Annotated in this window: 12 protein-coding genes; 11 read left to right on the forward strand and 1 reads right to left on the reverse strand. The window is 68.1% G+C overall.

The window, feature by feature from the left end:
- Positions 1 to 159: 159 nt before the first annotated feature.
- On the reverse strand, positions 160 to 987 hold the full coding sequence (locus ACYVDG_RS22105) for a transposase family protein (protein WP_460756880.1): 828 nt from the start codon (positions 985 to 987) through the stop codon (positions 160 to 162).
- Positions 988 to 1,492: 505 nt separating this feature from the next.
- Here ACYVDG_RS22105 and ACYVDG_RS22110 point away from each other — a divergent pair.
- The 11 genes from ACYVDG_RS22110 (at position 1,493) to ACYVDG_RS22160 (ending at position 13,334) form a co-directional block, all read left to right on the forward strand.
- Positions 1,493 to 2,833, forward strand: coding sequence for an MFS transporter (locus ACYVDG_RS22110; protein ID WP_460756884.1), 1,341 nt, complete (start codon positions 1,493 to 1,495; stop codon positions 2,831 to 2,833).
- Between the two features lie 262 nt (positions 2,834 to 3,095).
- The gene (locus tag ACYVDG_RS22115; protein WP_460756925.1) at positions 3,096 to 3,290 is read left to right on the forward strand and encodes a hypothetical protein; all 195 of its coding nucleotides are present in this window, start codon (positions 3,096 to 3,098) and stop codon (positions 3,288 to 3,290) included.
- A complete protein-coding gene (locus ACYVDG_RS22120; RefSeq protein ID WP_460756888.1) occupies positions 3,251 to 3,532 on the forward strand; it encodes a tyrosine-type recombinase/integrase in 282 nt (93 codons plus the stop codon). Before ACYVDG_RS22115 ends, ACYVDG_RS22120 begins: the two co-directional genes overlap by 40 nt.
- 315 nt (positions 3,533 to 3,847) lie before the next feature.
- Positions 3,848 to 4,558, forward strand: coding sequence for a hypothetical protein (locus tag ACYVDG_RS22125; protein WP_460756891.1), 711 nt, complete (start codon positions 3,848 to 3,850; stop codon positions 4,556 to 4,558).
- Positions 4,559 to 4,649: 91 nt separating this feature from the next.
- Positions 4,650 to 5,015: a pilin gene (locus ACYVDG_RS22130; protein WP_460756895.1), complete on the forward strand. Its 366-nt coding sequence runs from the start codon at positions 4,650 to 4,652 to the stop codon at positions 5,013 to 5,015.
- On the forward strand, positions 5,012 to 6,610 hold the full coding sequence (locus tag ACYVDG_RS22135; RefSeq protein ID WP_460756899.1) for a hypothetical protein: 1,599 nt from the start codon (positions 5,012 to 5,014) through the stop codon (positions 6,608 to 6,610). The genes ACYVDG_RS22130 and ACYVDG_RS22135 overlap by 4 nt, the downstream gene beginning before the upstream one ends.
- A gap of 31 nt (positions 6,611 to 6,641) precedes the next feature.
- Entirely contained in the window at positions 6,642 to 7,463 is an 822-nt protein-coding gene (locus ACYVDG_RS22140) for a PrgI family protein (protein WP_460756906.1), read from the forward strand.
- Complete coding sequence (locus ACYVDG_RS22145; RefSeq protein ID WP_460756910.1) at positions 7,460 to 9,172, forward strand: VirB4 family type IV secretion system protein; 1,713 nt, start codon at positions 7,460 to 7,462, stop codon at positions 9,170 to 9,172. The genes ACYVDG_RS22140 and ACYVDG_RS22145 overlap by 4 nt, the downstream gene beginning before the upstream one ends.
- Positions 9,172 to 11,484: a type IV secretory system conjugative DNA transfer family protein gene (locus tag ACYVDG_RS22150; RefSeq protein ID WP_460756915.1), complete on the forward strand. Its 2,313-nt coding sequence runs from the start codon at positions 9,172 to 9,174 to the stop codon at positions 11,482 to 11,484. Before ACYVDG_RS22145 ends, ACYVDG_RS22150 begins: the two co-directional genes overlap by 1 nt.
- Positions 11,484 to 12,263 carry a replication-relaxation family protein gene (locus ACYVDG_RS22155; RefSeq protein WP_460756919.1) on the forward strand — a complete coding sequence of 260 codons (780 nt, stop codon included), beginning with the start codon at positions 11,484 to 11,486 and terminating at the stop codon, positions 12,261 to 12,263. The genes ACYVDG_RS22150 and ACYVDG_RS22155 overlap by 1 nt, the downstream gene beginning before the upstream one ends.
- A gap of 3 nt (positions 12,264 to 12,266) precedes the next feature.
- Complete coding sequence (locus ACYVDG_RS22160; protein ID WP_460756922.1) at positions 12,267 to 13,334, forward strand: C40 family peptidase; 1,068 nt, start codon at positions 12,267 to 12,269, stop codon at positions 13,332 to 13,334.
- The last annotated feature ends 436 nt before the right edge of the window (positions 13,335 to 13,770 follow it).

Genomic DNA, 13,770 nt, shown 5'->3' on the forward strand with positions numbered 1-13,770 from the left:
CTCGCGGTTGGTGCCGAGTTCATCGGCAGTGTGCGTGTTCGTCAAGCATGAATCGGAGCGGTGCAAGGCTACGGTGTCGGGCTGGAATCGGTTGAGTAGTACTCCATGAGCATTGGGTGAGCTCTCACGCTGTTTCCAATGAGGTGATCTCAGCAAGTTCTATGCCGACCGCCCGTGCTCGAATTGTGTGAGAACAAGCGCGGCCTTGACCAGGTCACCGATCTTTCCTGGACTGGCGGTGATGTGTTGCAACAACCGCCACCGCTGGGTGAGAAGCGCGAAGCCACGCTCACCCAAACAGCGCACTCCGCGGTGAAGACGGTTGTGGGTGCGGTTACCGATAGCCAAGGGCGGGCCCGTGACCGGTTGCTTGACGGGGGTGATGATGCCGATGCCCGCACCTTGGTATCCGGCATCGGCCAAGGTCACCAGCCCAGCGGCAGCCGCGGCGTGCAGCGCTCCCAGGACGTGGGTGCGGGCCGCGGACAGGTCGTGCACCGACCCGGGCTCGACCTGGGAGACAAAGAGCGGGAACCCGTCCGGTCCCATCAGGCCTTGGACGTTACCGCCGTGGGTGTGGGCTTTTCCGGAGTACCACAGGTCGACTTCCTTTCCCCTGGTGTTGGTGGTCTTTTCCGAGCAGCGGTCGGTGGGGATGACGATTCCGTCCAGGACGAGGTGGTTCAGTCCCTGCTCGGTGGCCTGGCACAGGGCTTGGTGGAGGTCGGGGGCTTGGTCGGCGAGCACGGTGGTGCCCTCGTCGATGTAGCGGTAGGCGGTGGCGCGGGAGATGCCGTGGTCGGTGGCCAGGCGGTGGGCATCGGTGCGGTCGCGAAAGTGGCGCAGGACCAGGATGGCTTGGTGGTGGCAGCTCAGCGCTCGGGTGTTGGCGCGTGTGCCCAGGGTGCGGCGGTGGGAGCGCAGGAGGCAGGCCAGGTGGCGAACGAGTTCCGCCGGGACGTCGAGTGTGGCACGATAGGTGACCAACGGAGCCTTTCAGGTGTTCGAGGGTTTTCTTCGCAGATACCTCTTCTACCTGGGGCTCCGTTCTTTTGTCAGGCGATCGGCGAATTATCCCCTGGTGCCGCCTTCGTGCCTTGGTGTCGCGATCAGCCATTAATTCTTGCTGAGATCACCTCAATGTCAGATTTGTTAACAAATCGGAGAAATGTCCGATTCAGATGCAGGCCGCAACCGGTTCGACTCCTATCCGCTCGCGGGCAACCGAGCCCCGAGAGTAGCTTCACCACCCCGCGCAGCCCCTATCGGTAGCAGCTTGGACGCCGGAGCTCACAGTGGCCGCGGTTGTCGACTCCGATGGCGATCAGCAAGCCAAGCCAGGCGCAGCTGAACCAGATGCGTGTGGATGAAGTGTTTTTGGACTGACCCTTGAGTTTGGACAGTTCAAATGATTCTATGGACGGCGGGCGTGACCCGCATCACCCAGTACGTGCGTCGAGCGACGCCCGCCGTCTAAATCCTTGGAGTTTCCATGAGCTCAAGTGGCTTGACACTGGTCCGGGCACGGGTCGGCCATCGCAATAGATGGTGGTACGTCGTCACCGGATTCGTGACCCTGCTGTTCGGCACCAGCACCGTCAACGTGCTGGTCAACGTGCTCGCGACACCCATGACCGAGGAATTCGGGTGGGATCGCAGCGTCATGACCAACGGGCTCTCCCTGCAGACCGTGATGGTCGGCATCAGCATCGTGGCCCTGGGCTTCCTCATCGACCGCTACGGCCCCCGCATCCCGTCCGTTCCCATGTCCTTGGGCTTCGGGGGCGGGATCATGCTCATGGCGGCGCTACCGAACAGCGAGTTCCTCTACTACCTGCTGTGCTTCTTCGTCGGCGCCAGCGCTGGTGCGGTCAATCCGGTCGCCCATTCCGCTGTCGTCAGCGCATGGTTCAAGAACGGCCGCGGACTGGCGATCGGCATCCTCATGACCGGGCTGGGCGCTTGCGGCGTGATGATGCCCTACCTCGCCAGCTGGGTGCTCGCCTGGGGCGGATGGCGGATGACATTTCTCGTCATCGGGGCACTGTGCATGATCATCCCGGCCTCCGTATACGCATTCGTCACGAAGATGCCCGCAGAGCACGATGCCGAGCGCCGAGCGGCTCGCAAGAAGGGGACCACCGCGGGCGAGTCCCTGCTCACCATCGCACGGAAGTACCGTCAGTTCTGGCTGCTGTCCATCGCGATCTTCTTGGTCTCCTCGGCGACCTTCGGCCTGATGGGCCAGACGGTCCCCCTGACCACGGACAAGGGCGTGGACGCTGTCACAGCGGTGACCGTCCTCTCTGTTCTGTCCCTGAGTTCGATCGCGGCCCGGTTCATCGTCGGCTTCCTCCTGGACCTGTTCTACGCTCCCATGGTCAGCGCCGTCATCTTCTCCCTGTGCGGCGTCGGTGTCTTCCTCCTGATCACCTCCCCCGACATAGGCCTGATCTTCCTCGGCGCCGCCCTGGTCGGCCTGGGGCTGGGCGCCGAAGGCGATGTGGCGGCCTACATGTGCAGCCGTTACTTCCCGCAGCACTCCTACGGCCGGGTCCTCGGATTCGTGTACTTCCTCTACGCGCAAGGCTCTGCGTTCGGGATCTTCCTGCTCGGTCAGATCCACAGTGCCACCGGCTCCTACCAGGCTGGGGCGCTGCCCATCATCCTCATGGTGGCCGTCGCGATCATCTGCCTTCTGTTCATGGGCCCCTACCGGTTCACGCTGGACCACCATGAGGCGGTAACCGAGGCACAGCCCGCTCCAGTAGGCGCGGATCCAGCACAGCCCGCCGGGGGGACCGCTGGAGGATCTGATGAGAGACCGGTTTAGTCAGGACCGTATAGATAAGGGCTCTGTCCCCATTCCGACTCTGTCCCACGTTCGGTGGTGGTTCGTACCGGGTCTGATGGAGGATCTCAATCCTGGGAAGGATGAGAGACATGGCAGCACCGAGGAAGTCCCCCGATGGCCGATGCCACCACACCCGGAGCCTTCGCGGGCACGCTGCGGTTGATGTCGATCGATGGCATCACCCTGGATGTAGCCGACACCCAGGCCAATAGCGACCACTACCGGCATACGCCTGGCCGAGCTGGCCGGTCTCAAGCTCAGCGACGTTTCCCTGGACAAGCGGCGGGCCTTCGTCACCGGCAAGGGCGACAAGAGTCGGCACGTGAAGTTCACGCACGCCCCACCAAGGACCTGGACCGCCACCTTCGTCAGCGCGCCCAGCACCCGGACACGCACATGCCGTTCCTGTGGCTGTCGCGGAAGGGCGGGGCGCTGACCCCGTCGGAGATCTCCCAGATGCTCTACCGCCCCTCGGGCCGGGCCAACGTGGCCAACGCGAACACGCACCGGTACCGGCACGACTTCTCGCACCGGTACCTGGCAGGGGGAGGGCACCCGGAGGACCTGCAGGAGCTCAACGGGTGGGAGTCGGCGCAGATGGTGCGCCACTACGGCCGGTCCGCGGCCGCTGAGCGGGCGCAGCGCCACTACGACCGGGTGATGTGCGGGACCGGATAGTTCCGCCGCCGGGGGTGCTCGGGCGAGCACCCCCGGGAAACCGGTAACTGTTCGGTCAACCCCTGCGGTGTCAGCCCTGTGCGCGCCCTGTCAGCCTCTCCTGCCGATGTCATCCCTGGTCAGAGGCGTATCGGTGCGGTACCCCGCGCCGATAGCAGTGCATCTTGCTCTCCTGCTGGACGCCGTCGTCAGCCGGGTGTGCGCGCGGTGTGAGCGCGCTGCGAGCCGTCCGTCCGTGGCCGGTCAGCCCGTTGTTAGCCGCCCCCCTTGTGGTGGGTCTCGTCCTGATGACCCATCACAAGGGGGAGAGACACCATGGCCGGACTTCTTGCAGCCACCGAGCGCGAGTTCCTGCGCCTGGACCTGGAGATCAGCGCACTGGGTGAGCTGGTCCAGCCCTACACCGACGTACGCCCCACGGACCTGGCGGAGCTGCGTGCCCTGCTGCTGGACGGCACGCTCGCCCGCGAAGTGCGCGACCGGGTCTGGCGCCAGGTGATCCGGGAGGCCCGCGACTACGAGGAGTGGATGGTCGCCGCCCTGGGCTTGGCCATGCCTGCCCTGCGCTCGTGCGCGAAGCAGCTGTGCGAGGGCCTGGACCGGCACCAGGCCGACGAGGTGCGCGCCGAACTCGTGGCCGGGTTCGTCAACGCGGTTCGGCAGGTCAACGAGTCCTGGTACCGCCTGCCCTGGATGCTGCGCTGCCGCGCCCTGCGGGCAGGACTGCGCGCACGCAAAGCGCTCCAGAGCGAGCAGGCGGTGAAGCCCCACCGGCACGACGGGCCGCCCTGCTCAGCCGGCAGCCCCGACGAGGTCCTCGAACGCGCGGTCGCCCGAGGCCTGCTGCGCCGTGAGGAGGCCGACCTGATCGGGCGAACACGCCTGGAGGGCGCCTCGCTGGTCTCGGTAGCCCGAGAACAGGGCCAGACCTACTGGAAGCTCGCCAAAATCCGCTCCCGCGCCGAGCAGCGGCTGGCCCGCGGCCTGACACGACCTCCTGCTGAAGGCGAGCTCACAGCGGCCTGAACGGCACGGCCCACCGGGGCGGATGCCGTTGCTCGCGCATGCGCCCCGGTCTTGCTCAACCACGGCGTAACACCTGCTCGGGGGTGGCGGGATGAAGGACACAAGAGCACGGAGCAGACGTGTTCTCGCGGACGCGGCCCTGGTACTGGCCGCGGTGCCGGTGCTGTTGGTCGGCGGTGCTTCGGCGGCCTTCGCCGACCCCGCCAGCCTGCACTTCTCCGAGCTGGCAGACGTGATCCGCCGCCTCACGCGCCTGGGGCAGATGCTCGCGGTGTCGGTCTCCAGCTTCTTCGTGGTGGTCGCCGGGCTGCGCTGGATCATGGCGGGGGGAGACCCAGGGGAGATCGACAAGGCCAAGAACGCCCTCAAGGGGGCGGCGATCGGCTACCTCGTCGCGATGGTCGGCGAGGTCATCCTGATCGCCCTGGACTACGTCACCGAATACGAGTCCCTGTGAGCACGCCGCGGGAGCCCGAACCGGGCGGTGGAGGCGGGGGAGGAAGCAGGGGCGGGGAACCGCCGGACCTGGCCGAGGAGTACGGGGACGTCTTCGACTGCGGCGCACTCGAGGTCTCCTGCCACATCAGCAAGTGGTTCCACGGCCTGGTCGTGGACATCCTCGAACCGCTCTTCGGCTGGGTGGCCGAGAAGATGTTCACCACCCCGGCCCCCACCGAGGGCATCAGCGGGATCTGGGACGGCGCGGTCACTACCGTCAACATTCTCTACGCCCTGCTGGTCCTGGCTGTCGCTTTCGTGGTCATGGCCCACCACAGCCTCCAGTCCCAGTTCGGCGCGCGGGAGCTTCTACCTCGGCTGGTGGTGGGGTGGGTGGCCGCCAACGTGTCGCTGACCGTGGTGGCCCTGGCCGCCGAAGTCTCCACCGCCGTCGCCACGGCGATCGTCGCCAGCGGCATCGACTCGGGTGTGGCCGCGCAGAACCTGCGTGAGAAGACCATTCCGGCCCTGAGCCAGGAGAGCACGGTCATCGTCCTTTTCCTGGTGGTGTTCGTCGTCCTGCTGGTGCTCTGGCTGGTCGTTGAGATCATCCGCATCGTCATCGTGATCCTGCTCATGGTCGGCGGACCGCTCATGCTCGCCTTCCACGCGCTGCCCTATACCAACCGGGTCGCGCAGATGTGGTGGCGCGCGCTGGGCGCGGTGATGCTCGTTCCGGTCGCGCAGGCGATCGCCTACGTGGCTCTGGTCCGTGTGTTCTTCGAGGGGGATACCGCGGCCTTCTTCGGCATGGCCGACGTGATGAGCGGAGAAGCGGACCTGGTGGATCTCGCCCTGCTCCTGGTGCTTGTCTACGTCCAGATCCGCATCCCGATGTGGGCCTACAAAGCCGTCTGGTCCCCGCCTGCTGCGCGCGTGCCCGGGGCAGGCCTGGCCAAGACCGCGGCAACGGCCTTGGCGTTGGGCGCGATCACGGGCGGAGCGGCGGGAACCGCGGCCGCTGGCGGGGCCCGGACGAGGCGGATCGGACATCTATTGCGCAGACGCCCGGGCGGCTCCACAACACAGGCCCACACCGCTGCCCTGCCGCGAAGAGCGCGTACCTGGCGCTTCGGCAGTCCCGGAACCCACCATGGGGGCGGCCCAACCCGGACCACCCAGCCGCACACTCCGAGGGCAGGCAGACCGACCCCGCGTCCACCTCAGGGGCCGACTCCGGGCGGGAACCCGCCCGCGCCCCGGCCAGGCCCCCGGATCCCTGTGCCTCCGCACCGGCCAGGCTCCCGCGACTCGTCGCCTCCGCACCAGCCCACCACCGTGCCCACACCCCAACGGTTGCTGGGCAGGCACCGGCAACCGCACCGGCCAGGACAGCCGCCCTCCGGGAGGACTCAGCCGAAAGCCGCGCACGGCAGGCCTCGCCAACACACCAGTGGCGCTCACCCGACTCCAGCCCAGACCGGCTCGGGTGCACACGGCCCACCATCGCCCCCGCGCTGGCGCAGCCCTGCCACGTGGTCTCCGAGACGGCGATCAGGAGGCACCCACCGCAGGCCCCGCCCGCCTTCACAACGCCGGTGGTGGCGCCGATGACCCGACCTACCAGCCCTGAGGAGGAGTGACCGTGGACAAGGACTCGACCTGGCAAGCGCGCATCCCCGCCGACATCGACCGGCCCGAACCGCTGCTGTGGAACCTGACCGCACACCAGCTCTTGGTGATCAGTCCCGCGCTGCTGGCCTGCTGGGGCCTGTTCACCGCGGCCTTCGGCCGACTGCCCCTGTGGTTGCTGATCACCATGATGGTGGTGCTGGTGGGCAGCGCCTGGGTGCTGGCCTGCGGCCGCAGGGACGGCATCGGACTCGACCAGATGGCCCTGCTGGCCCTCCGGTGGCGCGCCCTGCCCCGCCAGCGACAGCCCGACGACGCCGCTCCGCGCATCGACCGGGACGGGGTGCTCGACCTCGGCGGCCGTTCGGCGCTCATCCTGACCTGTACCAGCGTTCCCTTCCACCTCTTCTCCGGAGAGGAACAGGACCAGGTCCTGGGTACGTTCGCGGGCTTCTTGGACTCGCTCACCGAGCCGGTCCAGATCATCGTCCAACGCAGGTGGATGGACCCGACCCCGCACATTCGGCGCCTGCGAACCCGGGCCGAACAACTCCCCGCGCCGCTGCGCCGCGCCGCCAGTGCCCACGCCCGGTTCCTGGAGGACCTGCAACACCACCACGACCTCGTCCACCACCGCGTGCTGCTGGTCCTGACCGCGCACGGCGGTCCTGCCGAGGCGGGCGGGATGTTGCTGCGACGGGCCGAGGACACGGTCTCCCAGCTTGCCGCCCTCGACATCACCGCCCGTCCCTGCGACGGACCCGAGGCCGAACAGATCATCACCCACTCCCTGCGCACCGCGCACGAGCCCACCGCACCGCAGGAGGACCGATGACCCGCACACCCGCGATCCGTCTGTATCCGCGCCACCTGGAGACCGACGGCTGGCTCACCCAGACCATGGTGGCCACCGGCTACCCGCACGACGTCCGCCCCGGGTGGGCGGACCCACTGCTGGCCTTCCCCGGCAGGGTCGATATCGCCTTCCACCTGGTCCCGGTCCCCACGCAGATCGCCAGCCAGAGGCTGCGCCGCCGCCGTGCGCGCCTGGAATCGGCCTGGCGGTCGGATGCCGACCACGGGCGCTTGGACGATCCCCAGCGCACAGCGGCCGCCGACGACGCCGCCCAACTCGCCGAACGCGTCGCCATGGGGGAGAGCCGACTCTTCCACCTGGCCGTCTACATCACGGTCCACGCCCCTACCGCCGAGGCCCTGGACGCGGACCTGCGCCGTCTGCACGCCCTGGCCGGTTCCATCCTGCTGGACCTGGCGCCGACCACCTTCCGCCCCTGGCAGGGCTGGCGCTCCACTCTGCCCCTGGGGGTTGACGCCCTGGGGATGACCCGCACCGTGGACACCGAGGCCCTGGCCGCGCTGATGCCGCTCAGCGGAGCGGACCTGTCCTCGGACACCGGCCGGACCGGGGTGGTGCTGGGCGAGAACCTGCACTCCAGCGGCCTGGTCAACTGGGACCGTTTCCACGGAGGGCTGGACAACAGCAACGCGATCATCCTCGCCCGCAGCGGCAGCGGAAAGTCCTTCCTCGCCAAGACCGAACTCCTACGCTCCCTGTACACCGGGGTGCAGGTCAGCGTCATCGACCCCACCGACGAATACCTCCACCTGGCCCACGCGGTGGGCGGCAACCGCGTCCCGTTGGGCTCACCGCAGGGACGCCTGAACCCCTTCGACCTGACCGGCACCGGACCGCAGGCCTTCTTCAGCCGCACCTTGTTCCTGCAGACCCTGGTCACCGCCATGATCGGCCGCCTGGACGCCACCCAGAGCGCCCTGCTGGACCGGGCGGTCCTGCAGATCTACGCCGACCACGGCATCGACCAGGACCCGGAATCCTGGAGCCGGACCCCGCCGGTCCTGGCCGACCTGGTCACCGCCCTGCGGGACTCCGACAGCGGTACCGGTCCCACCGGAGGGGCACGTTCCCTGGCCGACCAGCTCGAACCCTTCGTCACGGGCTCGCGCAAAGGCCTCTTCGACGGCCCCACCACCGCACGCCTTACCGGCCACCTGTCGGTGATCTCCCTGCGCCACCTACCCGAAGAGCTCAAGACCGTCGGCCTGCTCACCGCCCTGGACGCCCTGTGGCGACAGGTCACCAACCCCGCCGACCGGCGCCCGCGCCTGATCACCATCGACGAGGGCTGGACCCTGCTCCGCGACCCGGTCGGAGCGCGCTACCTGTTCAACTTCGCCAAGAACTCCCGCCGACACTGGGCCGGGCTCACCCTCATCACCCAAGACGTGGCCGACCTGCTCGCCACGGACCTGGGCCGCGCCGTGGCCGCCAACGCCTCCACGCAGCTACTGCTGCGCCAGGCCCCGCAGAACCTCGACGCCGTCTGCGAGTCCTTCCACCTCTCCCAAGGGGAACGCCAGATCGTCGCCAGCGCTGAACGCGGTGTGGCGCTCCTGGCCGCGGGCCGCCACCGGGCGGTGTTCCGCGCCCTGGCCTCTCCGGTCGAACACCGGCTGATCACCACCGACCCCGTCGAGCTCGCACGTCTCCAGGGGGAGTTCTGATGCTGACAGACCTGACCTTGAACATCCCCGCCATCGCGGCGACCGTGCTCGGCGGGCTCGCCTCGTGGGTTGCCAGCGTGTTCGCGCTCCGAGCAGCCCGGTACGCCTACCTGCGCCGCGGCGCCCAGATCCTGGAAATCCACGCACCACCCGAAACCACCGTGGACCAGGCCACAGCCTTCTGGACGCACACCCTGGGGCTGTTGCGCCCACGCTGGACCCACCGGCTCCTGGCACCGCACCTGTCCTGGGAATACATCGCCTCCACCACGGGCATCCGCATTCAGATCTGGCTACCCGGCACGGTCAGCGCCCGCTCCCTCGAACGCGCTGTCCAGGCCGACTGGCCCGGAGCCACCACCCGGATCCGGCCCGCCACCACCGCCATCCCCGACGGTGCACACGTCGCAGGGGGATGGCAGCGCCTGAGTAGGGGAGACCAGTACCCGATCCGGACCAAGTTCACCGAAGACCCTCTGCGCGGGTTGCTCGGCGAACTCTCCGACCTCGCCCCCGGACAGAACGCCGTGGTCCGCATCTGCGCGCGCCCTGCCTCACCCCGCCGAGCCGCCAGCGGCCGAGCCTCCGCAGCGCAACTGCGCGGAGTGCGCACCTCCCTTCTGAACCTGCAACCCCCTGCCTCAGGGGCAGGCACCACAGTGTTCCCCGGGATTACCGACGACGTCCGAGCCATCCTCCGCAAGGCCGCCGCACCCCGCCTGGCCTGCCAAATCAGCGTCCTGGTCAGCACCGGACACACCGGAGCCGCCGTTCACCGACGCATCCGCGCACGTGCCAGCGCCATCGCCGCCTGCCTGGCCGCCTACACCTCCGGACTCAACGGGTTCCGCCGCCAGTGGACACCTATCCCCAGGCTGTGGACCAACCGTCGCTACCTGGCCCGCGGCTACCTGCTCACCACCGAGGAACTGGCCGCCCTGGCCCACCTGCCCACCGACACCGCTGTCCCCGGACTCACCAGGGCCAGCGCCCGCCGCATCGCTCCCAGCCCCGACGTCCCCCGAACCGGACGGGTTCGCGTTCTCGGAGAAGCCGACATCGGACCCGCGCGCCCGGTCGCCTACGAGGTCGCCGCCGGCCGCCACCACACCCACATCCTCGGCAAGACCGGCTCGGGCAAGAGCACACTGCTGACCAACATGGTCCTCCAGGACGCCGAAGCCGGACGCAGCGCACTCCTCCTGGACCCCCGAGGGGACCTCGTCACCGACGTACTCGACCGGCTCCCCAAGAGCGCGATCGGCACCACGGCGCTCTTCGACCCGGCCGACCCGGCACCGCCACCGAGGATCAACATCCTCCAACTCGGCAGCCCCGAACACGCCGCCGACACCGTCACCGGCATCTTCCGCAAGCTCTACGCCTCCTCCTGGGGACCCAGGATGGAAGACATCCTCCGAGCCAGCACCCTCACCCTGGCCCGAGCCCAAGACCCGTCCCTGACCATCGGAGACATCCCGCGCCTGCTGGCCGACCACTCCTTCGCCCAGCACACCCTGGCCCGACAGAGAACCGAAGACCCGGCCCTGGTGGACTTCTGGGTCTGGTACGCAGCCCAGTCCCCACAGATGCGCGCGGCTGCGACCGACCCGCTGCTCAACAAGCTCCGCTCAGTACTGCTGCGGCCGTGGGCTTCGGCTGTCCTGGCCTCCGGTGCGACCACCGTCGACCTGCCCCACCTTCTCGACCACGGCGGCCTGGTCCTCATGCGCCTATCCAAAGGACGCCTGGGGGAGGAGACCGCCGCGCTCATCGGCACCCTCACCCTGGCCGCAACCTGGCACACCATCACCGCCCGCGCCTCTGTTCCCGAACACCGACGACCCGACACCAGCCTCTACATAGACGAGGCCGCGAACTTCCTGCGACTCCCCGGATCTCTGGCCGACATGCTCGCCGAGGCCCGCGGCTACCGCGCCGCCATGGTCATCGCCCACCAAGAGCTCAGCCAGTTCCCGGCCGACACACGCGCGGCGGTACACGCCAACTGCCGCACCAAGATCCTCTTCAACTCCGCACCCGAGGACGCCGCCAAGCTCGAACGCCACACGCTTCCGCACCTGCGCGCCCACGACCTGAGTCACCTCGGCCCCTACCAAGCCGCAGTCCGAACTCTCCACGGCGCCGCCGAGCTCCCCGCCTGCACCATGCGCACCCGGCCGCTTCCGGGAGTTATCCCCAAACGAGCCGCCCAGATCCGCAAGGCCAGCAAAGCGGTCTTCAGCCCGAGGACTGCCCGAACGAAGCGCACCCGCCGACCAGACCCGCGCACCCAGGAAGGGGATTACTGATGGGGACCCGACTCACCGACCGCGACCTCCGCATCCTGCAGGCACTGGCCACCCACCGGGTCATGACCACACCCCAGGTCGGCATCGTCTTCTTCCACGGCCCCTACTCCCGCGTCGCGCAGCGCCGCATGCTCGCCTTGGCCAGGAAAGGCCTGGTCCGCCGCTTCCTGCCACCCCACCTCGAGGTGCGCCCGCCCTCCCACTGGACGCTCAGCGCCACAGGAGCCCGAACGCTGGCCGAAGCGCTCGGCACCGCCTCGAACGAGCTCGAACCCCACAGCCGAACCGACGACCGCCTGTTCCGCTCCACCCAACTCCGCCACACCGTGGGCGTGACCCAGACGTGGGTGGACCTGACCGTCAACGCCCGCAAGCTCCGCGGCACCAGCGTGCAGAAGTGGTGGCCCGAACACCGCTGTCGCCACGCCTGGGGCAACCGGGTACGTCCCGACGCCTACCTGCGCTGGAAGCAGGGCGACACGGTGGTGGACACCTTCCTGGAGTACGACACCGGAACCGAACCGCACCCCCGCCTGGCCGAGAAGCTCGACCGCTATTACCTCCTCGCCCAGAGCAGCGGACTCACCTCCACCGTGCTGTTCGTCGTCCCCTCTACCCGACGGTTGACCGCCATGTGCCGCAATCTGGCCGCACCATCGTCGGTGTCAGCACACGTGACCACCCACGAACAGCTCACCCACCCCGGCCCAGCCAGACCCATCTGGCGCCAACTCGGCGATCCCACCCACAGCGTCCGGACCCTCGCCGACCTGGGCTGACCCATGGTCAAGCTGGTCATCGCCCTAGGGTCCGGATTCCTGCTGCTCGTCGCCATCATCGGCGCGGTGGGTACCGGAGACGAGGAACGCGAGCGCATCGAGAACGCCCAGGTACCCGCTGAAGACGTGCCCGGCATCCACCCCGTCCTCCTGGACGCCTACACCACCGCCGCCCAGAATCTCGAGGAACTCCACCCCGGCTGCACCGACATGACCTGGCAGATCCTCGCCGGCATCGGCCGCGAGGAGTCCGACCACGCTGCCACGAGCACCATCTCCGACACCGGCGACACCGACCCGCCCGTCATCGGCCCGATCCTGGACGGCACCGGTGCGGGCAACAACTGGACCCCGCACTACGACACCGACGACGGCCGGTGGGACGACAACACCACCTACGACGCCGCTGTCGGGGTGACCCAGCTCCTGCCCAAGTGGTGGGCCGAACACGGGGTAGACGGAAACGACGACGGTATCGCTGACCCGCACAACGTCTACGACGCCACCGCTTCGACTACCGTCGAGCTGTGCACCAGCCACCCCGACAACCAGGTCGACTTCAGCGACGAGACCGAGCTCCGCGACGCGCTGCACCGCTACAACCCGTGGGACGTCTACGTGGACAACGTCATGTCCAACATCGCCGAGTACGAGGCCCTCCCCACCGCTGACCATGCGGTCCCCGAGGGAGGAAGCGAGAAGGGCCGCATCGCCGCGGAATGGGCCATCCAGCAGCTCGGTAAGCCCTACGTCTGGGGAGGCACAGGACCGGACGAATTCGACTGCTCGGGTTTGACCCTGCGCGCCTGGGAAGCAGCGGGGGTGGATATACCCAGAGTCACCGTCGACCAGGTCAACATCGGCACCGAAGTGCCCCTCGATGCTCTCGCACCGGGAGACCTGCTCTTCTACGACACCGGCGGCTATCCGGGCCCGCCCTCCCACGTGACGATGTACGTCGGCGACGGCCAGATGATCCACGCCCCGAGAACCGGCCAACCGATCCGCTTCGACGACGTCGCTAACAGCTACTACGACGGAAAGTTCATGTCCGCCGTGCGCCCTGGCTAATGGATTTTGAGAACCTCGCAGAAGTTTGAGTCCGGGCATGCGGAGGGAAGTACCGAGAAGGTGCACGTGCCTGAGCGCTGTGTCGTGCCTAGCTCAAGAAATGGGCACGGAGTGCACGTCCTGTCAACTTCGTTTGAAAAGTGGTTCTGGCACGGATTTGATGAAGCGCCTGCGCCGACAGGGCTCTGCTCGCGATGATGCCAGGTGTCCCTCTCCTCCCTCTTCAACCTGTTCTTCCCCCACCTGACCGGGCTCCGCATCGTCGGCGCCCTCCGCAACGGCTGGAGAGTAAGCGCCGCCGTCTTCACAGGGTGTGTCAAGTTAAGGGTGTAACTATTTTTCCTGGTCAGCGGCGTGTCGGGGTCAGCCGGCCCTCGAAGGTCACCTCGAAGGCATTCAGCGCCCGCTTCCACCGGTTGGTCCACTTGGCTCGCCC

It is taken from the genome of Nocardiopsis oceani, from assembly GCF_054777395.1.